19 protein-coding genes are annotated in these 19,709 nt (G+C 72.1%); 9 read left to right on the top strand and 10 right to left on the bottom strand.

The window, feature by feature from the left end; translation table 11 throughout:
• Positions 1-254 precede the first annotated feature (254 nt).
• The 3 genes from ACIA8F_RS17700 (at position 255) to ACIA8F_RS17690 (ending at position 4,071) form a co-directional block, all read left to right on the top strand.
• Complete coding sequence (locus ACIA8F_RS17700) at positions 255-1,547, top strand: hypothetical protein (RefSeq protein ID WP_399379715.1); 1,293 nt, start codon at positions 255-257, stop codon at positions 1,545-1,547.
• Between the two features lie 214 nt (positions 1,548-1,761).
• Positions 1,762-2,784: a WxL protein peptidoglycan domain-containing protein gene (locus tag ACIA8F_RS17695; protein WP_399379713.1), complete on the top strand. Its 1,023-nt coding sequence runs from the start codon at positions 1,762-1,764 to the stop codon at positions 2,782-2,784.
• A gap of 72 nt (positions 2,785-2,856) precedes the next feature.
• A complete protein-coding gene (locus ACIA8F_RS17690) occupies positions 2,857-4,071 on the top strand; it encodes a hypothetical protein (protein ID WP_399379711.1) in 1,215 nt (404 codons plus the stop codon).
• Positions 4,072-4,244: 173 nt separating this feature from the next.
• Here the strand turns inward: ACIA8F_RS17690 and ACIA8F_RS17685 are convergent, their stop codons facing one another.
• The 8 genes from ACIA8F_RS17685 to iolC all read right to left on the bottom strand — a co-directional run bounded on the left by ACIA8F_RS17685 (position 4,245) and on the right by iolC (position 11,718).
• Positions 4,245-4,445: a hypothetical protein gene (locus tag ACIA8F_RS17685; protein WP_399379710.1), complete on the bottom strand. Its 201-nt coding sequence runs from the start codon at positions 4,443-4,445 to the stop codon at positions 4,245-4,247.
• A 277-nt stretch (positions 4,446-4,722) separates the two neighbouring features.
• Entirely contained in the window at positions 4,723-5,553 is an 831-nt protein-coding gene (locus ACIA8F_RS17680; protein ID WP_399379709.1) for a helix-turn-helix domain-containing protein, read from the bottom strand.
• Complete coding sequence (locus ACIA8F_RS17675; protein ID WP_399379707.1) at positions 5,550-6,071, bottom strand: DUF6879 family protein; 522 nt, start codon at positions 6,069-6,071, stop codon at positions 5,550-5,552. Before ACIA8F_RS17675 ends, ACIA8F_RS17680 begins: the two co-directional genes overlap by 4 nt.
• The gene (locus tag ACIA8F_RS17670) at positions 6,058-6,249 is read right to left on the bottom strand and encodes a hypothetical protein (protein WP_033222303.1); all 192 of its coding nucleotides are present in this window, start codon (positions 6,247-6,249) and stop codon (positions 6,058-6,060) included. Before ACIA8F_RS17670 ends, ACIA8F_RS17675 begins: the two co-directional genes overlap by 14 nt.
• Positions 6,250-6,430: 181 nt before the next feature.
• On the bottom strand, positions 6,431-7,930 hold the full coding sequence (locus ACIA8F_RS17665; RefSeq protein WP_399379706.1) for a CoA-acylating methylmalonate-semialdehyde dehydrogenase: 1,500 nt from the start codon (positions 7,928-7,930) through the stop codon (positions 6,431-6,433).
• Positions 7,931-7,941: 11 nt separating this feature from the next.
• Entirely contained in the window at positions 7,942-9,822 is a 1,881-nt protein-coding gene (gene iolD / locus ACIA8F_RS17660; protein ID WP_399379704.1) for a 3D-(3,5/4)-trihydroxycyclohexane-1,2-dione acylhydrolase (decyclizing), read from the bottom strand.
• Positions 9,819-10,724, bottom strand: a complete 906-nt coding sequence (gene iolB, locus ACIA8F_RS17655; protein WP_399379703.1) for a 5-deoxy-glucuronate isomerase — start codon at positions 10,722-10,724, stop codon at positions 9,819-9,821. The genes iolD and iolB overlap by 4 nt, the downstream gene beginning before the upstream one ends.
• Positions 10,708-11,718 (bottom strand): 5-dehydro-2-deoxygluconokinase, encoded by a 1,011-nt coding sequence (gene iolC, locus ACIA8F_RS17650; protein ID WP_399379702.1) that lies wholly within the window; start codon positions 11,716-11,718, stop codon positions 10,708-10,710. Before iolC ends, iolB begins: the two co-directional genes overlap by 17 nt.
• A 66-nt stretch (positions 11,719-11,784) precedes the next feature.
• Here iolC and ACIA8F_RS17645 point away from each other — a divergent pair, with 66 nt between their 5' ends.
• The 4 genes from ACIA8F_RS17645 to ACIA8F_RS17630 all read left to right on the top strand — a co-directional run bounded on the left by ACIA8F_RS17645 (position 11,785) and on the right by ACIA8F_RS17630 (position 14,800).
• Positions 11,785-12,699 carry a sugar phosphate isomerase/epimerase family protein gene (locus ACIA8F_RS17645; protein ID WP_399379701.1) on the top strand — a complete coding sequence of 305 codons (915 nt, stop codon included), beginning with the start codon at positions 11,785-11,787 and terminating at the stop codon, positions 12,697-12,699.
• Between the two features lie 43 nt (positions 12,700-12,742).
• Positions 12,743-13,756, top strand: coding sequence for a Gfo/Idh/MocA family protein (locus tag ACIA8F_RS17640; protein ID WP_399379699.1), 1,014 nt, complete (start codon positions 12,743-12,745; stop codon positions 13,754-13,756).
• 67 nt (positions 13,757-13,823) lie between these two features.
• Positions 13,824-14,360, top strand: coding sequence for a GNAT family N-acetyltransferase (locus ACIA8F_RS17635; protein ID WP_399379697.1), 537 nt, complete (start codon positions 13,824-13,826; stop codon positions 14,358-14,360).
• Between the two features lie 239 nt (positions 14,361-14,599).
• A complete protein-coding gene (locus ACIA8F_RS17630; protein ID WP_112447104.1) occupies positions 14,600-14,800 on the top strand; it encodes an AlpA family transcriptional regulator in 201 nt (66 codons plus the stop codon).
• A 43-nt stretch (positions 14,801-14,843) separates the two neighbouring features.
• Here ACIA8F_RS17630 and ACIA8F_RS17625 read toward each other — a convergent pair whose 3' ends face one another.
• Complete coding sequence (locus tag ACIA8F_RS17625; protein WP_399379696.1) at positions 14,844-17,102, bottom strand: MMPL family transporter; 2,259 nt, start codon at positions 17,100-17,102, stop codon at positions 14,844-14,846.
• A 141-nt stretch (positions 17,103-17,243) separates the two neighbouring features.
• Here ACIA8F_RS17625 and ACIA8F_RS17620 point away from each other — a divergent pair, with 141 nt between their 5' ends.
• Positions 17,244-17,960, top strand: coding sequence for a TetR/AcrR family transcriptional regulator (locus ACIA8F_RS17620; RefSeq protein WP_399379695.1), 717 nt, complete (start codon positions 17,244-17,246; stop codon positions 17,958-17,960).
• Here ACIA8F_RS17620 and ACIA8F_RS17615 read toward each other — a convergent pair.
• Positions 17,938-19,197, bottom strand: coding sequence for a cation:proton antiporter (locus ACIA8F_RS17615; RefSeq protein WP_399379780.1), 1,260 nt, complete (start codon positions 19,195-19,197; stop codon positions 17,938-17,940). The two genes, ACIA8F_RS17620 and ACIA8F_RS17615, sit on opposite strands and share 23 nt — an antisense overlap.
• Before the next feature lie 185 nt (positions 19,198-19,382).
• Here ACIA8F_RS17615 and ACIA8F_RS17610 point away from each other — a divergent pair, with 185 nt between their 5' ends.
• A complete protein-coding gene (locus ACIA8F_RS17610; protein WP_399379693.1) occupies positions 19,383-19,616 on the top strand; it encodes a heavy-metal-associated domain-containing protein in 234 nt (77 codons plus the stop codon).
• The last annotated feature ends 93 nt before the right edge of the window (positions 19,617-19,709 follow it).

The following is a 19,709-nucleotide window of genomic DNA, read 5'->3' as shown; positions in this document are numbered from 1 at the left end:
CCCACCCCGGACCCGCGCCCCGAAGGCCGCCCGTACGACCGCCCGTAGGACCGCCCGAAGACCCCACCCGTCCCGCCCGCACGGGGCACCTCTCCACCCGGCCTGATGGCACATCAATTTCTGTGTGCTTCGGGCGAAAGCAAGTCATTGACTTCTCATCACCGCGACGCGTCAATGTCGGCCACCGCACCGGCTCGACCTCCCCCACACAGCGGGTGGGGGGAGGGTTCGTATGACGAAGGAGTCGCGACCCCATGAGTACAACGTTCCGACGAAGATTTCTGGCCGGGGCAGGCGCTCTGTCCCTGGCTCTGACGGGCGGCGTGGTGGGCCTGTCGGGCACCGCGCAGGCCGCGACCAAGACGACGCCCGTCCCGATGGACTGCGTCGCCCCCGCGCCCCAGCCGGGTGGTTCGGGCACGCAGAACTACACGGTCACCCTGCCCGACGGCGCGAAGGCCGGCGACGTGGTCCCGGTCACGATCGACCCGGGTCCGAGTCCGGTCATCCCCGGGTTCGCGGTGACGACCACCAACGTCTCCAAGATCACCCTCAAGGTCGGTTCGACCCTCCAGACGGTGGTCAGCCCGCCCGAGACGGTCAACGTCACGCCCGGCGTGCCGCTCGACCCGGCCGGGTTCTCCGGCACCGTCAAGATCCCGGACGGTTCCGAGGGCACCACGGTGAGCGTGGCCCTGGACCTGGCGGTGACCGACGCGAGCCTCATGGGCTCGGTCTTCACCACCACCTGCACTCCGAACCCCCGTCCGAGCGCCTCGCTCGGCTCGGTGGCCGTGGAGGCCCTGCCGAAGGACCCGATCACCACCAAGCTGACGCCCAACAGCGGCAAGGCGGGCACGCCCGTCGTCGTCACGGGCGCCAACTTCCCGGCGGGCCCGGTCACCTGCTCCGCGCTCAAGAACGGCACGGCCACGGGTGACACCGGTACCGGCACGGCCACCGCGGCCGGCGTCGCGACCTGCGACATCGTCGTCAACCAGCCCGCCGACAAGATCCGGATCGACGGCGCGGTCCTTCCGTACAAGGACTTCGCCTTCATCGTCGAGCAGCCCGGCGTGCAGAACCCGGTCGACGTCGAGGTCCTGCCCGGCCCGCTGGCCATCGGCCCGCAGGCGGGCAACCCCGCCGTCAGCTTCGGTTCGGTCACCATCAACGGCAAGTCCCAGTCGGTCGTGGGCCAGTTCACCGCGATGGCCGTCCAGGACTTCCGCGGCGGAACCCTCGGCTGGGACGTCTCCGCGACCCGGACGCCGTTCCTGAACACGGTCACCGGCCACTCCATGGCCACCGCGCAGATCGGCATCCAGCCGACCTGCAAGGTGACCAACCCGGCCAGCCCGAGCACCTGCACCACGGGTACGCCCGGTGCGATCTCCGACGTCCCGCTGAAGGTCGCCTCGGCGGCCCCGGGCGGCGACAACCTGACCGGTGGCGAGTTCGAGATCGGCGGAGCCGGGATGATCCAGCTCCCGCCGTTCATGTTCGCGGACAGCTACCAGTCGGTCGTCACCTTCTCGATCGCCTGACCCGTACGGCCCCGCTCCACCCGGGTGGGGGGGGGGGGGGGGGGGGGGGGGGGGGGGGGGGGGCGGGCGCGCCGGCCCGCCCCCCCCCCCCCCCCCCCCCCCCCCCCCCCCCCCCCCCCCCCCCCCCCTTCCGCGCACCTCCCCGGCACCACCCGGCATCCCAAGGCAACCACCGGCGATCCCCGCCCCGTCCGGCCCGACTGGAGAACCGCCCATGCGCACCCGCACCCTCCTCCTCGGCCTGCTCCTCGGCCTCGCCGCCCTGCTGCTCCCGGCCCTGCCCGCGACGGCCGCGGACAACGGCACCTGGGGCGTCTTCCCGACCCCTCCGGCCGGTGCGGCGATGACCGACCGGGCGTACTTCTTCCACCAGGGGGAGGCCGGCAGCACCATCAGCGACAGCGCGACGATCGTGAACTCCTCCGACAAGGAGCTGACGTTCCAGATCTTCGCCACCGACGCCGTCAACACCCCGGTGGGCGGCGGCTTCGCGCTGCTGCCGGTGGAGACGAAGCCCAAGGACGTGGGGACTTGGGTGGTCCTGCCGCCCGAGACCAGGAACACCGTCACCGTGCCGCCCAAGGGCCGCAAGGACTTCCCGTTCTCCGTGAAGGTCCCGGCGGACGCGACCCCCGGCGACCACGTGGGCGGGATCGTCGCCCTCAACACCGCCGTGGAGGGCATCCAGCAGGAGGGCAAGGTCCAGGTCGGGGTGAAGCGCCAGGTCGGCGCCCGGCTGTACTTCCGGGTTCCGGGGCCGGTGACCCCGGGGCTGAGCGTCGAGGACGTGAAGGTCAGCCGGGCGGCGCCGCTGCTGCCCTGGGTCAAGGACTCCCGCGCCAGGATCACGTACTCCCTGGTCAACCGGGGCAACGTGGTCGTCGAGCCGAAGGTGACGGTCTCCGCCGAGGGGCTGTTCGGCCGCCGGGTGCTCGACCGGCCCTCGCGCGAGCTGAAGCTCGTGCTGCTGCCGGGGCAGCGGATCCAGCTGACCGAGGACTGGGCGGACGCGCCCCAGTCGGACTGGGTCACCGTCGACATCACCGCGGGCGCCTCCGCCTACCCCGACCTCGTCTCCTCCTCCGCCACGGATTTCCTCGCCGTGCCGTGGACCGCGCTCGGCGCCCTCCTGATCCTGGCCGGGGCGGCCGTCGCCGCCCGCGTACTGCGCCGGCGCCGCCGGGCCGCGGCCGCCGAACGGCCGGAACCGGCACCGGACTTGGCTGAAGCCCGATGATCGGCAAAGGTGTCCCCAGGTGACGGCATTCGGCCATCGCCGGGCAGGGGAAGGCGCCGGGAGGCACCACACATGGCACGACAGCACGACGACGCGGGGCCCGGCCGGCCGGCGCACGGAACCGTCCCCGCAGGCCCGCCGGCGGACACCGCCGCCGTCGGGATCGGACTGCTGGCCCTCGTCGAGCGGACGCTGGGCACCGGCACCGCGGTGTACGTCCCGGGCGACGGCTGGATCCGGCTCACGCTGCCGCTCGAGGACGGCGGTCCGGCCCCGGTCGCGGTGGACGTGGTCGCGGACACCCGGCGGACCCCGCACGGGATCGCGTACCTCCTGCCGGGCGGCGGGCTGAACTTCGCCTCCTCCTTCTTCACCCCGTCCGACCTGAACCTCGCCCACCGGCTGCGCCGCGAGGGCCTGCTCGTCGTCGGCGTCACCCCGCGCGAGGACGCCGCGTCCGCACAGGACATCGGCCCCGACTGGGGGCTCGCGGCGCACCGCCGGGATCTGGCCGCGGTGGTGGAGGCGCTGGACGGGGCGCTGGAGCTGCCGTACCAGTACGTCGGCCACTCCGCCGGGGCCCTGCTCGCCCTGGACGCGGCCTCGCACGACGACTCGCCCCGCCTGACCCGGGTGGTGGCCCTGGACACGACCGGCCCCTACTCCGGGGACCTGGCCGTACGGGCGGCCCAGACCCGGGACGTGTTCGCGGCCCGGATCGAGCGGGGTGCGTACGCGATGGACCCGGGTCTGGCGCCGCTGCTGGCCCGGGCCGTCACGGACCCGGGCGGCGCCTCCGAGGTCCCCTGGCCCCCGGACCCGGGGCTCCGCTTCACCAACGCCGGGCTGGCCCATTTCGTGCTGGTCCGCACCTCCCTGCTGCCCGGCCCGGCGGACTGGATCCAGACACAGGGCCACGCCGCGGGCTCGTACGCCTTCGGGGCCACCCCGTCCGGGGACCGCTTCTCTCTCGCCCACACCACGTCGGCCACCTGGCACGCGGCCGCCGCCGCCCTGGGCAGCGGGCTCATCCCGGACGCGCTGGCGCGGGACCTGGCCGCGGTCTGGGCGGGCGACGGGAAGACGTACGCGATCGACTGGGAGCGGATCTCCGCCGAAGTGGTGTGGATCAACACCGAACTGGGCCGCGGGGACCACGGCCGCGGCCCCCGGCTGATCCGGGCGGGCGGGAACCCGCGCGTCCGCTTCACCGTCGTCCCGGGCTACGGGCACGGCGACCCCCTCTGGTCACAGACGGCGACGGCGGACGTCTGGTCGCTGTTCTAACTCCGGATCCCGCGGCCCGGGGAGCCCGGGCCCGGAAACGGAACTATGCGAGTTGGAGGCCTAGCCATTCGCCGCCTCCTTCGGTTCTGTCCACGTCCCCCGGATCGTCGAGGGCGGCTTCATCAGCCAGTGCGCCGTCTGGATCGGCGGCATGCCGGTCACGGGGAACTCGGCTACAGCCTGCCGGTATCGGTCGATGACCTCTTGTGGCCTTCCGGCAGACGATGGCTCCCCGGGGGACGGCGGACGCCTTCCTTGTCGATGTTGCCGCCCCACGCGGATCCGGGGAGGCCGAGGGAGGCCAGGGCCGCACGTATCGCCTCCGTGGCGTCGGTGGCCTTCGCCCGCCCGTCCCGCCAGGTCTGCATCTCCATCAGGCGGCCACGCCCTGCACCCTCGGGCACTTGTTGTGCCTGTAGCTGACGTCGGGCGCACCGGACGCACGGTCAACGACAGCCCGGCGGACGGGTTCCAGCGGCCCGACCTCGCGCTTGCAGGCCGAGCACTCGTGTCCGGGCGCGAAAGTCAGGTACTCCCACACGCCCCGATCAAGCTTCGGGGCCTCTGCCGGTTTCGCCTTTGCCATGTCGCACCCCTCGCGGTCGCCGTCACTGCGTCGGCAGCAATATTGACCAGGGCAGGTGGGCGTTCCTAGCCCGTTTCCCGTTCCCTCAAGAATCCGTCTCGTAGGCTCTCGACGAAGCTCCGCATTCCGTCGCCGGACAAGGCGATTCGCTCGAACCCTTCGAACTTCCGGACGTACATTTCGACGTCGCGCGGGTCCGTTACGACTATCTCGGCGTGGACGGTTTCGACCGTCACCATCCGGTCGTCCCGGACGACAAAGGCGTGATTGGCGATGTCCGTCTGAGGGGCGGACAGCGGCACGACCCTGATGTCCACGTGGGCCAACCTGGACATCGAGACGATGCGGTCGAGCTGTGCGGCCATCATCTGCGGCGGGACGATCCGCCACCGAAGGACAGACTCCGTGATGACGAAGCGCAGCTTCTTCGTGCTGTCGAACAGCACCGCCTGGCGTTCAAGCCTGCCGCTGATCGTCCGCGTGAGGGCATCTTCGCTCAGGTCATGACGCTGGAGGATGGCGCGGATGTACTCGGGTGTCTGGAGCAGCCCGGGTACCAGGGCCGGCTGGAACAGCCGCAGGCTGGCCATCTGAGCTTCCAGAGCCTTCGCCGCCTGCTGGCCCTTGTGAATGCCGGCTCGCTTGAGGAGCCGCCATGCGGTGGCCTCTGTGGTCGCCGCGCGGGCCGCCTCCGTGTACTCGGCCTTGATCGCGTCAGAGACGCCTATGGCGGTGAGGATGCGCTCCACGTCCGTGGCGCTCGGGAGGAGGTTGGCGTTCTCGATCTTCGAGAGCTTGGACGGAGACATGAGTGCGCTACGGGCAACCGCTTTGGCTTCCTTCCCGGACGCCTCTCGCAGTGCCCGCAGCGTGGCCCCGAGCTGTGCTTTGTTCACTCGCCGTACTTGGCCCACCAGTCGGTGAACGGCTCCGCGTGGGCGAGTGCCGTTTCCCGGTAGGCGACGTAAGCGGCGGCTTCGTCCTGCGGCAGAACGTCGGCTCCGAGGTACGCCCCGGCTTCGTCGTACCGCATCACGGCGGTGTCCTTGGAGTCGAAGAGCCAGAAGTCCGGGACGGCATCGAGCGGGTTAGGGGCGTCCGTCACGTCGAGGATGAAGAACTCTTCCCCGCCGGTCATGTTCGTCCGGTAGCCCCACCCCAGCTCGAATCGGAGGTACTCCGAGAGGGGCCGCTTGAGGACGTGCACGCGGTACACCCGCTTGCCCTCGTGTGTGAGTCCTCGGAGTTCTTCGACCCATCCGGCGTTGTAGCCCTCAGGCCGCTCCTGACCGGCCTGGAAAGCGCGATAGGCGTCAACGTTCCCGGAGCCGCCGTAGTCGTCCAGGGTCTCCAGGCGGAACGCCTCGTGCTGGAACCGCTCGAAGAGTTCGGCGAGGGTGCTAGATGAGGCCATCGGCAATGGCCTTCTTGATCAGCTCGACGGGGATCTCCACGAGGGTTTCGTGAGCGGGAATCTTGAGCCCGTGGTCGTCGGGCGTCTCGCCCTGCACGAGGAACGTGCCTCGGTCGGTGGCGTAGATCGTCGGGCAGTCCTTCACGTCACAGGTGCTGATCAGCTTGGTCACCTTCATGGCTTCCGGTTCCCCTCTCCCGTTCGGCGTCGTGCCGCGTTCGATGCTCCCGACCCCGTGACCCCGGGGTCAAGCGATCACGATGGAGAGAACGGGAAACCGGCCCGGGGCAGCAGGAACCCCCGGCCGGTGAGGGTTGGCCGGGGGTCTGCGGTTCGGGGCGCCTGTCCGGCGTCAGGCATCAACGAGACGTCGGGAACCCGAGGTCCACACCCGCCGGGGCGTCGGACGGGTCGGGCCAGCGGGTCGTGACGACCTTGCCGCGGGTGTAGAAGTGGGTGCCGTCGTTGCCGTAGATGTGGTGGTCGCCGAAGAGCGAGTCCTTCCAGCCACCGAAGGAGTGGTAGCCCACCGGCACCGGGATCGGCACGTTGACGCCGACCATGCCCGCCTCGATCTCCAGCTGGAAGCGGCGGGCGGCGCCGCCGTCGCGGGTGAAGATGGCGGTGCCGTTGCCGAACGGCGAGGCGTTCATGAGCGCCACGCCCTCCTCGTAGGTGTCGACGCGCAGCACGCACAGCACCGGGCCGAAGATCTCGTCGCGGTAGGCGTCGGAGTCGGTCTTGACGTTGTCGAGCAGCGAGAGGCCGATCCAGTGGCCGTTCTCCTTGCCCTCCACCGTGTAGCCGGTGCCGTCCAGGACCACGTCGGCGCCCTGCGCGGCCGCGCCCGTCACGTAGGAGGCGACCTTGTCGCGGTGGGCGGCGGTGATCAGCGGGCCCATCTCGGAGGTCGGGTCGTTGCCGGGGCCGATCTTGATCTTCTCGGCGCGCTCGCGGATCTTGTCCACGAGGGTGTCGGCGATCGAACCGACGGCCACGACCGCGGAGATGGCCATGCAGCGCTCGCCGGCCGAGCCGTAGGCGGCCGAGACGGCGGCGTCGGCGGCGGCGTCCAGGTCGGCGTCCGGCAGTACCAGCATGTGGTTCTTGGCGCCGCCCAGGGCCTGGACCCGCTTGCCGTTCGCGGAGGCGGTGGTGTGGATGTGGCGGGCGATCGGGGTCGAGCCCACGAAGGAGACGGCCGCGATGTCGGGGTGCGCGAGCAGCGCGTCGACGGCGACCTTGTCACCGTGGACCACGTTGAGGACGCCCGCCGGCAGGCCGGCCTGGCTCGCCAGCTGCGCCAGCAGGGTGGAGGCCGAGGGGTCCTTCTCGCTCGGCTTCAGGATGAAGGTGTTTCCGCAGGCCACGGCCAGCGGGAACATCCACATCGGCACCATTGCCGGGAAGTTGAACGGGGTGATGCCCGCGACCACGCCGATCGGCTGGCGGATCGAGGAGACGTCCACGCGGCTGGACACCGAGGTGGACAGCTCGCCCTTGAGCTGCACGGTGATCCCGCAGGCCAGCTCGACGATCTCCAGGCCGCGGGCGACCTCGCCCAGCGCGTCGGAGTGCACCTTGCCGTGCTCGGCGACGATCAGCTCGGCGATCGCGTCGCGGTTGGCGTCCAGCAGGGCGCGGTAGGCGAACAGCACCTTGGTGCGGGCGGCCAGCGAGGACTGCCCCCAGGACAGGAACGCCTCCTTGGCGACCTGTACGGCCGCGTCGACCTCGTCGGCGGACGCGAGGGCGACCTGCGTGGTGACCTCACCGGTGGCCGGGTCGGTGACCGGGCCGTAGTTGCCCGACGCGCCCTCGACGGTCTTGCCACCGATCCAGTGGTTGACGGTCTTCATGACTGACTCCTTCACAGATGGCGACGTCGCAGTGCGGCTTGCCGGTCGTACTCTTCGCGGGCCTGGGCCGCCGACGCACGGGTCGCGGTCTCGGCCACAGGGACATCCCACCACGCCTGTGCGGGGGGCGGGCCCGACACAGTGTCGGGTGTTCGGGTCTGCACGTAGACACATGTGGGACGGGCCGCCTCCCGCGCCTCGGCGAGGGCTTTGCGCAGGTCACCGATGGTGCGGGGGCTCATGACGGCCATCCCCAGGGAGGCCGCGTTGGCCGCCAGGTCCAGCGGCAGCGGCGCACCGCCGTACGAACCGTCCACCGCCCGGAACCGGTAGGCGGTAGCGAACCCCTCGGCGCCCACCGCCTGCGAGAGGCCGCCGATCGAGGCGTATCCCCGGTTGTCGAGGATCACCAGCCGGACCGGGACGCCCTCCTGCACGGCGGTGACGATCTCGGTCGGGTTCATCAGGTACGTCCCGTCGCCGACCAGCGCCCACACCGGCCGGCCGGGGGCGGCCAGCGCGGTGCCGATCGCGGCGGGGATCTCGTAGCCCATGCAGGAGTACCCGTATTCGACGTGGTACTGGTCCGCGGAGCGGGCCCGCCACAGCTTGTGCAGGTCCCCGGGGAGCGAACCGGCGGCGTTGATCAGGATGTCGTCACCGTCGACGAGGCCGTCGAGCAGGCCCAGCACCTGTGCCTGCGTCGGGACGGCGTCCTCGTCGGGAGCCGCGTAGGCCCCGTCGACCAGCCGCTCCCACGTCTTCTTCCCTTCTTTGTACGCCGCCTCGTACGGGGGGTCCACCCGGTACCCGGTGACCTCCGCCAGGAGTTCCTCCAGGCCCTCGCGCGCATCGCAGACCAGGGGGCGGGCGGCGAGCTTGTGGGCGTCGTACGGGTCGAGGTTGAGCCCGAGGAACCGCACGCCGGGGTCCCGGAACAGGGTCGCGGAGGCGGTGGTGAAATCGGTGAGCCGGGTCCCGGCCGCGATCACCAGATCGGCTTCGCGGGCCAGCGCGGCGGCGGTGGCCGTGCCGGTGTGCCCGATCCCGCCCACATCGGCGGGGTGGTCCCACGGCAGGACGCCCTTGCCCGCCTGGGTGGAGGCCACCGGGATCCCGGTGGCCGCGGCGAACTCCGCCAGCGCCGCCCCGGCGGCGCTGTGCCGGATCCCGCCGCCGGCGATGAGCAGCGGCCGCGCGGAGCCCCGTACGGCCCGGGCGGCCCGCGCCAGCTCGGTCCGGTCGGGCCGGGGCCGGCGCACGCCCCACACCCGCTCGGCGAAGAACTCCTCGGGCCAGTCGTACGCCTCGGCCTGGACGTCCTGGGGCAGCGCCAGGGTGACGGCGCCGGTGCCCACCGGGTCGGTGAGCACCCGTACGGCCTGGAGGGCGGTGGGGATCAGGGCCTCGGGACGGGTGACGCGGTCGAAGTAACGGGAGACGGGGCGCAGCGTGTCGTTGACGGAGACATCACCCGCGTGGGGGACCTCCAGCTGCTGGAGCACGGGGTCGGCGGGCCGGGTCGCGAAGGCGTCCCCGGGCAGCAGGAGCACCGGGATCCGGTTGATGGTGGCGAGGGCGGCCCCGGTGACGAGGTTGGTGGCGCCCGGGCCGATGGAGGTGGTGACGGCGTGCGCGGAGAGCCGCCCGCTCTGCCGTGCGTACCCGACGGCGGCGTGCACCATCGCCTGCTCGTTGCGGCCCTGGAGGAAGGGCATCTCCTCGCGGCCGGACTCCAGCAGGGCCTGGCCGATCCCGGCGACGTTCCCGTGCCCGAAGATCCCCCAGGTGGCGGCGATCAGCCGCTGCCGGTGCCCGTCGCGCTCGGTGTACTGGCGGGCGAGGAAGCGGACGAGGGCCTGCGCGACGGTGAGCCGGACGGTCTGCGTCATGCGGGATCCTCCGCTCGGTGGTGGAAGGGCAGCCGGGGGTCGATGTCCCGGCCGGTCCAGGTGGAGCGGATCCAGCCGTGATCGGGGTGATCGCGGATGAGCCACTCCCGGGTCGTGCCGGGTCCGGCCATGACGTTGAGGTAGTACATGTCGTGGCCGGGCGCGGCGATGGACGGGCCGTGCCAACCGTCCGGGATGAGGACCGCGTCACCGGTCCTCACCTCGGTGAGGATGTCGGTCTTCCCCGCCGGGGAGGGGCTGACACGCTGATAGCCGAGGCCGGGCGTGTCCCCGTGCGGGGCGATCTCGTAGTAGTAGATCTCCTCCAGCCGGGATTCCACGCCGGGGTGGTGCTCGTCGTGCTTGTGGGGCGGGTACGAGGACCAGTTGCCGCCGGGGGTGAGCACCTCCACGGCGATGAGGCGGTCGCAGTCGAAGACGCCTGCGGCGGCGAAGTTGTTGACCTGGCGGGAGCACTGTCCGCCGCCGCGGAGCTCTACGGGGACCCCGGCGGCGGGCCCGTACCGCGCGGGCAGGCGGCGCTCGCAGCGCGCACCGACGAGCGCGAAGCGGCCGCCCTCGCGGGACATGACCTCGGCGTGGCCGTCCCGGGGGAGGTAGGCGAAGTCGGTGGGGCCGTCGAACACCCCGCGCCGCCCCCGCAGCCGGAAGACCTGCGGTCCGCTCCCGGGGCGCCGCCCCGGACCCCGCTCCTCGAACGCCGGAGGGGCTGGATCTTCGCCGGCGACGGCCGGCTCCGCGCAGCGGAGCTCGCAGCCGCCCGCCAGGGGGAGGACGATCCACTCCGACTCCCCGCACGGGTGCGCGTGCACCTCACCGGGTGCGAGGTCGAGGACGAGCAGCCTCGTCCGGTCCATCGCCCACTCAGACGCCACCGGCATCGCCGAGCACCTCCTCCACTTCCGCCGCGAACGGCATCGCCGTCGAACACGCCAGCCGCGAGGCCACGATCGCCCCGGCCGCGTTCGCGTAGCCGATCACCCGTTCCAACTCCCATCCCGCGAGCAGCCCGTGACACAGGGCCCCGCCGAAGGCGTCCCCCGCGCCCAGCCCGTTGACGACGGTCACCGGCACCGGGGGGAGCTCCACCGCCGTCCCGTCCCGGTGCACGGCCAGGACCCCCGCCGGGCCCCGCTTGACCACCGCCAGTTCGACGCCGGCCCCGAGCAGGGCCCGCGCGGCCGCGTACGGCTCGCTCTCGCCGGTGGCGATCGCGCACTCCTCGGCGTTGCCCACGGCGACCGTGGCGAGGGACAGCGCCCTGCGGTACCACTCCCCCGGCCCGGCGGACCCGGCCTCGTCTGCGGACCCGGCCCCGTCTCCGGCCCCGGCCCCGGGGGGCCACAGCATGGGCCGCCAGTCCAGGTCGAACACCGTGAGCGGGCTCCGGCCGCGCGCCTCCAGCGCGGTCAGGGTGGCCGTCCGGCTCGGCTCCGCGCTGAGACCGGTGCCGGTCATCCAGAACACCCGGGCCGCCCGCACCGCGTCGAGGTCGAGCTCGTCCGCGGCGATTTCCAGGTCCGGTGCCTTCGGGTACCGGTAGAAGTAGAGCGGGAAGTCGTCCGGCGGGAAGATCTCGCAGAAGGTGACCGGCGTGGGATAGGCCGCGACCTCGCCGGCCCACCGGTCGTCCACGCCGAACCCGCGCAGCTCCGACCGGAGATACCCCCCGAAGGGGTCCGCGCCGGTCCGGGTGATCACCGCCGTCCGCCGGCCCAGCCGGGCCGCCGCGACGGCGACATTGGTCGGGGAACCCCCCAGGAACTTCCCGAAGGTGTCCGCTTCCGCGAGCGGTACGCCCGTCTTCAGGGGGTAGAGATCCACCCCGATCCGCCCCATCGTGATCAGGTCGAACGCCAACGGATCCGCAGCCATCACCACACCATTCCTCCCGACCGAGTGCTCCCCGTACCCGAGAGCCTCGCACCCTAAGGTGGCCGTATGACGTCCTCACCACCCGCGTTGACCCGTATCCGTGTCGGATCGGCTCCGGACTCCTGGGGGGTCTGGTTCCCCGACGATCCGCGGCAGACCCCCTGGGAGCGGTTCCTCGACGAGGTCGCCGACGCCGGGTACGAGTGGATCGAGCTCGGCCCCTACGGCTATCTCCCCACGGATCCCGTCCGGCTCGCCGACGAGCTCGGGGCGCGCGGCCTGCGGGTCTCCGCGGGGACCGTCTTCACCGGACTCCATCACGGGCCCGCCGTGTGGGAGGACACCTGGAAGCACGTGTCGCGGATCGCGGAACTGACCCGGGCGATGGGCGCGGCGCACCTCGTCTCGATCCCCTCCTTCTGGCGCGACGACAAGACCGGCGAGGTGCTGGAGGACCGCACCCTGACCCCGGAGACCTGGCGCGAACTGACCGCGCAGACCGAGCGGCTGGGGAAGCGGGTCCAGGACGAGTACGGGCTGCGGCTCGTCGTCCACCCGCACGCGGACACGCACATCGACACCCCGGAGAACGTGGCGCGCTTCCTCGACGCCACCGATCCCGCGCTGGTCTCCCTCTGCCTGGACACCGGGCACTACGCGTACTGCGGCGGCGACAGCGTGCAGGCCATCGAGACCTTCGCCGAGCGGATCGGCTACCTCCACCTCAAGCAGGTCGATCCGCGGATCCTCGCCGAAGTGGTCCGGGACCAGCTCCCCTTCGGGCCGGCCGTGGCCCGCGGGGTGATGTGCGAGCCGCCGGCGGGGGTACCCGCGCTGGAACCGGTGCTGGCGGCCGCCGAGCGGCTCGGCGTGGACCTGTTCGCCATCGTGGAGCAGGACATGTACCCGTGTCCGCCCGACCGGCCGCTGCCGATCGCCCGCCGCACCCGCGCGTACCTGCGCTCCTGCGGCGCCCGCTGAACCGGATCCCCCGGTTGTACGAACCCTCCTGGAGGAACAGAACATGACCAGCACGCTCGGCATCGCCGTCATCGGTACCGGGAAGATGGGCTCCGACCACGTCCGCCGCTTCGGGCGGACCGTGGGCGGGGCCCGGGTGGTGGCCGTGGCCGACCCGGACGGGGACCGGGCCAAGGAGGTCGCGGCCGGTCTGGACGGGGCGGGCGCGCACACCGATCCGGCGGCCGCGATAGCCGCGCCCGGGGTGGACGCCGTACTGATCGCCTCGCCCGGGCCCGCCCATGAGGAGGCGATCCTGCAGGCGTTGGAGCGGGGGCTGCCGGTGCTCTGCGAGAAGCCGCTGACGCCCGATCCGGCGGGCGCCCTGCGGATCATGGAGGCCGAGGCGCGGCTGGGCCGCCGGCTCGTCCAGGTCGGCTTCATGCGGCGCTACGACGCCGAGTACGCGCGGCTCAAGGAGCTGCTCGACGCGGGTGGCATCGGGCGGCCCCTCTTCCTGCACTGCCGGCACCGCAACGCCTCCTCACCGTCCTTCTTCACCAGCGACATGCTGATCAGCGATTCGGTGGTGCACGAGGTGGACGCGGCCCGCTGGCTGCTGGGCCAGGAGATCACCGCGGTGACCGTGCTCTCCCCGAGGCCCGCCTCGGCCGCCCCCGAGGGGCTGCGCGATCCCCGGTTCGTCCTCATGGAGACCTCCGGCGGCGCCGTGGTCGACGTGGAGATCTTCGTCAACTGCGGCTTCGGCTACCAGGTGCAGTGCGAGGCGGTCGGCGAGTCCGGCACGGCCCGGATCGGCGACGGCCACGCGATGGTCGTCCAGGCGGCGGGCCGGTGGGGCGGGGAGATCGACCAGGACTTCACGGTGCGGTTCGCCGACGCCTACGACCGCCAGCTCCGCCACTGGGTCGCGGCGGCCGCGCTGCGCGGGGTGGACGGCCCCGACGCGTGGGACGGCTATGCGGCGGCGGCCGTCTCCGCCGCGGGCCTCGCCGCGGCCCGCAGCGGCGTACGGACCCGGGTGGATCTGGCCGAACGCCCCTCCCTGTACTGCTGATCCGGCCGTCCGGGCCGGGCACCAGCCCCGCAACCGGTCTCCCGGCCGGCAGCGGCATCATGGGGGAATGCCCGAGACACCTTCCTCCGCGGCCCCGGTCGCGATGCGACTGCCCCGGTACACGAAGACGGAGCAGGACGAGATCCTCGGCGGCGGCCCCGACCCGTTCGGTGTGGACGCGGCCGGCCTGACGTGGCTGCCCAAGACGGAACACTTCGGCGTCGCCTACGACGGCCGGCTGGTGGCACACGCCGGCCTGCTGCGGCTGCCCGTCGCGGTCGGCGCCGCCCGGACGGAGGTGGTGGGCGTCGGAGGAGTGGCCGTCGCACCCGATGTACGGGGGCGCGGGCTGGCGCGGCTCGTCCTGGCGGGCGCGCTCGCCCATGCGCGCACGATGGGCCCCCGGCACGCGCTCCTGTTCTGCCGGCCGCCGCTCGTGCCGCTGTACGGGCGGCTCGGCTGGCACCCGCTCGACGGGGAGGTCCTCGTCGAACAGCCCGGAGACCGCTTGGTCGCCATGCCGCTCCGCACCATGGTGACCCCCCTGCACGAGGACGCGCTCTGGCCCTCGGGACCGCTACGGCTGTTCTCCCTCCCCATGTGACGGCTGCGACCGGGCGTCCTGCCCGCTCCCCATGTGCCACCTGTGTCACGGGGGTCGCCGGTGTGTCACACATGTCCGCATTACGCGGGTCTTCCGTCACAGCCGGACGACAGACCCTCCCCTGAGCTCACCCTGCGTCGTTCTCCGGGCACAACCTGAGTGATCGTCAGTGTCCACGCGCCGGCTCCCCCGACGGCCTCCCGGCCGGCCCCCGCGGCGTGGACAAGGAGGTGTCGAGGATGAGCGACCGACAGCTGTGGTCGTACAAGGAGATCGCCGCTCACATCCGGGTCCAGCCGGACACGGTGCGCTCCTACCGCAAGCACGGGCTGCTGCCCCCACCCGACCACGTGGAGGGCGGCAAGCCCTACTGGTACGCCGACACCATCCGCACCTGGGTGGCACGCCGGCCCGGCAACCGCGGACGCCGCGAGGACTGACGCGGCGTCCGTCCGGGGACGGGACCCTCCCGGGCCCCGTCCGCTAGCGGCTCCCGGCGGGCACCGGCTCGGAGTCGGAGTCGGAGTCGGGCTGTTCGGCGACCGACTCCGGCTCCCCCTCGCTCAGCCCGAAGCGTTCGTGCAGTCTGCGCAGCGGTGCCGGCGCCCACCAGGTGGCCTTCCCGGTCAGCTTCATCACCGCCGGCACCAGCAGGCTCCGCACCACCATCGCGTCCATCAGTACGGCCAGCGCGATTCCCAGGCCCAGCATCTTGGTGTTGGTGACCCGCGAGCTGCCGATGGCGACCATCACCACCGCCAGGATCACGGCCGCCGCGGTGATCAGCCCGCCCGTGCGGGTCAGCCCGGCGCGGACCGCGCCCTCGTGGTCCCCGGTCCGGTCGTACTCCTCCTTGATCCGGGATATGAGGAAGACCCCGTAGTCCATGGAGAGTCCGAAGGCGATGCAGAACATCAGCACGGGCAGGGTGGTCTCGATGTCCCCGGTGGAGGTGAAGGACAGCAGTCCGGAGAGGTGGCCCTCCTGGAACACCCACACCACCGCGCCGAACATCGCGGTCAGGCTGAGAGCGTTGAGCAGCACCGCCTGGAGGGGGATGAGCAGGCTCCCGGTGAGCAGGAAGACCAGGAGCAGCGTGGCCAGCACCACCAGGGCCAGGGCCAGGGGCAGCTTTTCGGCGATCGCGTCGCGGGCGTCGACGAGCACGGCGGCCTGTCCGGTCACGGCGGTGTCGAAGGGCGCGTCCACGGCCCGGACCAGGCCCACCAGGTCCTGGGCCTCCTGCCCCACCTCCTCGCCCTGGGTCAGCACCGAGAAGTAGGCGGATCCGCTGCCGTTGGCCGCGCTCACCGGACCCTCCACCCCCAGTACTCCGGGCAGGGCTTCCACCCGCCGCTTGTAGGCGTCGAGATCGGCGGCTCCGGAAGCCCCCTCGGTCAGCACGGTCAGCGCTCCGCCGGGGCTGCCCGGGAAGCCGTCGCGGATGTGCTGCTGCACCACGTGCGATGCGGCGGTCGCCGGCAGCTGCCGGTCGTCCACGGTGCCGAACTCCACTCCGAGGAACGGCGTTCCGAGCAGGAGCAGTCCGGCCGTGGTGACCACGGCGAACACCGGTGCGCGGCGCATCACCAGGTCGGTCAGCCGGGCCCAGCCCTTCCCTCCCCCGGCCCGGCCCGGGCCGCTCCTGGCCGGTGCGGTCCGGCTCCACAGCCGGCGCAGGTCGAGGGAGTTGACCCGCTCCCCCAGCAGCACCAGGGCCGCGGGCAGCACGACGAGCGCGGCCGCCGCGGCGAGCAGGACCACCGCGACTCCGGCGTAGGCGAAGGAGCGCAGGAAGTACATCGGGAAGAAGAGCATGGCCGAGAGGGCGACGGCCACGGTCAGCGCCGAGAACAGGACCGTCCGGCCGGCGGTCCGCAGGGTGACTCCGACGGCCGCCACCGGGTCGCGTCCGGCGGCCAGCTCCTCGCGGAACCTGCGGACGATGAACAGGGCGTAGTCGACGGCGAGGCCGAGTCCGAGGGCGGTGGTCAGGTTCTGCGCGAAGACGGAGACGTCGGTGAACTCGGTGAGCCCGCGCAGCACGGCATTGGTTCCGATGATGGCGATGATGCCGACACCGAGGGGCAGCAGGGCCGCAATGGCGCTGCCGAAGACCAGGACGAGCAGGACGAGCGTCACGGGCAGGGCGATCAGCTCGGCGCGCAGCAGGTCCTCCTGGATGGTGGAGGTCACCTCCCGCTGGACGGCGGCCGGGCCGCCGAGGGACACCTCCACCGGTCCGTGTTCGCCGCGGTAGCTCGGGGCGATCCGCTCCAGGACGGCATTGGCCGTCTTCTCGTCGCCGAGCACCCGGGCGGCTATCAGGGCCTGGCGGCCGTCCTCGGAGCGCAGGGTGGGCAGCCCGGTCCGCCAGTACGAGCCGACGCCGGTCACCCCCGGCTCGGCGGCGAGCCGCGCGGTCAGCCGCTCCGCCTCGGCGGCGACGGCGGGGTCGTCCACCCCGGCCGGGCCGGCGGCGGCCGTGGCGTCGACGAGCAGGAGGAGATTGGGCCGGGAGCCCGGGAACTCGCGCTCCAGGACTTCGGTGGCATGTGTGGAGCGGGCGCCGGGATCCTCCCAGCCCCCGCTTCCCAGCCGGTCGGCGACGCCGCCGCCGGCGAAGACGGCCAGGGCCGTGACCACGAGGGCGAGCAGCAGCGAGAGCCTCGGCCGTGTGGTGACGAACCCGGTCCACCGGCCGCCCTCCCCAGGCGACGGCGGTTTCTTGACTTCGGACATGTCTCGGTGTCCCCTTCACCGTGATTGCCAGGCCACTTAGACTGACAAACACGAGCAGTCGCTCGCGTTCTCTAAGAATGCGAGCGACCTCTCGCGTTTGTCAATCACCCACGGGAAGCAACGGGAAGCAAGGGATTGGACATGCGGGAGACCTCTCGGACCAAAAACACGGACGAAACGGTCGAAACAACCGCCGAGGCTTCGGCCGCCGAGGCCACGGCGGCCGAAGCCGCCCCCCGCCGCCGCCAGGCCCGCGGCGAGCGCCGGATCGCCCAGCTCCTGGCGGCCGCCGCCGGGGTGTTCTGCCGAACGGGTTACGCGGCCGCCAGCACCAACGCCATCGCCCGCGAGGCCGGCGTCTCCCCCGGCACGCTCTACCAGTTCTTCCCGAACAAGGAGGCCATCGCCGTCGAGCTGGGCGGACACCTCCTCCAGCGCGCCCACGAGGCCCACGGCCGGGCCTTCCTCCCCGAGAACCTGGACCGCCCGCTGCCCGAACTGCTCGACGCCGTCCTGGACCCGGTCATCGCCTTCAACTGCGAGAACCCGGCCTTCCTGGCGCTCATGCACGGCTCCGGCATCCCCGGCATCGCCCAGGAACACGACGAGCTCCACGTCGGCATGCTGACCCGCGTCGAAGGAGTGCTGCGCGCGTGCGTCACGCCGGCCGCGGACGGCGCCCCCGCCAACGACGCCGAGCTCACCCACGTCGCCACCATGGTGCTCGGCATCGTCAAGACCTCGCTCGAACTGATCCTGGCCAGCGAGGGCGCGGAACGAGCCGCCTACGTCAAGGAACTGAAGACGGTCCTGTTCCGCTACCTGGACCCGATGATCACCACGCCTCTTCCTCACTGACCATCTCCCCCACACCTCCGGGACCCGGCCCGCCCGGGCCCGGTCCGGCCCCGGCACCGGACCCGTCGCCGGATCCCGCCCGCAACCGCAGCCCCATCAGCGGGAAGACCAGTACGGACACCATCCCGGCCCCGACCAGCGCCGCGGCCTCCCCCGACTCCAGCTTTCCGGCCTGCACGCCCAGGGTGGTGATCGCCACCACCAGCGGCAGCGCCGTGGAGCCGAACAGGACCAGCGCCGACCGGTCCTTGCGCCCGAGGTCCCGGGGGGCCAGCAGCCACATCGGGAGCCCGCGCACCACGAGGAAGAGCAGCAGGAACACCGGCAGCAGCAGGAGTGCCCGCCCGCCCCCGAGCAGTGCGGTCAGGTCGAACTCGATCCCGGTGACCACGAAGAACAGCGGCACCAGGAAGCCGAAGCCGAAGGCCTCCACCTTCGACAGCACGGCCTCGCTGCTCTCCGGGGCGGCCCCGTGCAGCACGAGCCGGGTGATCAGCCCGGCGGCGAAGGCGCCGAGCAGGACGTCGAGGCCGAGCACCTCGGACAGCGCCAGGAACGCCACGAGGATCAGCATCACCAGGCGCACCGCGAACTGGCCGCTGCTGTGCAGGGTCTTGGCGATGACCCGGGCGAACCACGGCGGCTTGGGCCGCATCGCCCAGAACACGGCGGCGGCCGTGAGCACCGCGAAGCCGATCAGCAGCGCGGCCGACTGCGCCGGGGCCCGCCCGCTGAGCAGCAGGGCCATCGCGATGATCGGCCCGAACTCGCCGACCGCGCCCATCGCCATCATCACCGAGCCGAACCGGCTCTGGAGGTCCCCCGAGTCCCGCAGGACGGGCAGGATCGTGCCGAGGGCGGTACTGGTGAGTGCGGTGCCGATGTAGACGCCCTTCTCGAACCCGCCGCCCGACAGCAGCAGTCCGATCCCGAGCCCCAGCGCGAGGGCGGCCACCCAGGCCCAGACCGACCGCTTCAGGGTGTCGCCCTTGACCTGCGCGAACTGGATCTCGTAGCCGGCCAGGAAGATCAGCATCGCGAGGCCGAGCTCGCTGAGCACGTCGATGACCTCGGTGGAGCGCGCCCAGCCGAGGACGTCGGGTCCGACCAGGACACCCAGGACGATCTCGAAGATCACCAGCGGGACGGGGAGCCAGCGCGAGACCCCGTAGGCGAGCAGGGGCGCGAGCACCGCGATCGACATGATCAGGATGAGAGTGATCCCCGAGTGCGCCATGTGTGCCATTTACATACGCTTCGCCGTGATTGTCCACCGCAAAAGATCTCGCCACATGCCCACCGGATACTCGCGTTGATACCCCCTAGGGGTATAGTCTCGAAGCGTCGGGATGAACGGTGGACCCTCCACGAGCGATCCGCCGGCTTCCGGCCCCCACGAACGCCCTTGATGAGGAGAACGACATGAGCGCCGACACGGACACCCAGACCACCGCCGTTTACCGGGTGACCGGCATGACCTGCGGGCACTGCGAGGGCGCGGTCACCGCCGAGCTCACCGCCCTGGCGGGCGTCAGCTCGGTCAAGGCCGTCGCCGCGACCGGCGAGGTCACCGTGGTCTCGGCCGCCCCGCTCGACGAGGCCGCCGTGCGCGCCGCCGTCGACGAGGCCGGCTACGAGTTCGCCGGCCAGGCCTGAGCCCTCCCCCTTCGGCAGCGCCCCGCAGTACCCCGCCGGGCCGTACCGGCCAGCTCATACTGGTTCCGTACGGCCCGGCCCTCCCCCTGGAGC

This window comes from Streptomyces sp. NPDC051563, assembly GCF_044454225.1.
Classification (GTDB): Bacteria; Actinomycetota; Actinomycetes; order Streptomycetales; family Streptomycetaceae; genus Streptomyces.
This window is presented reverse-complemented; position numbering and strand designations above follow the sequence as displayed.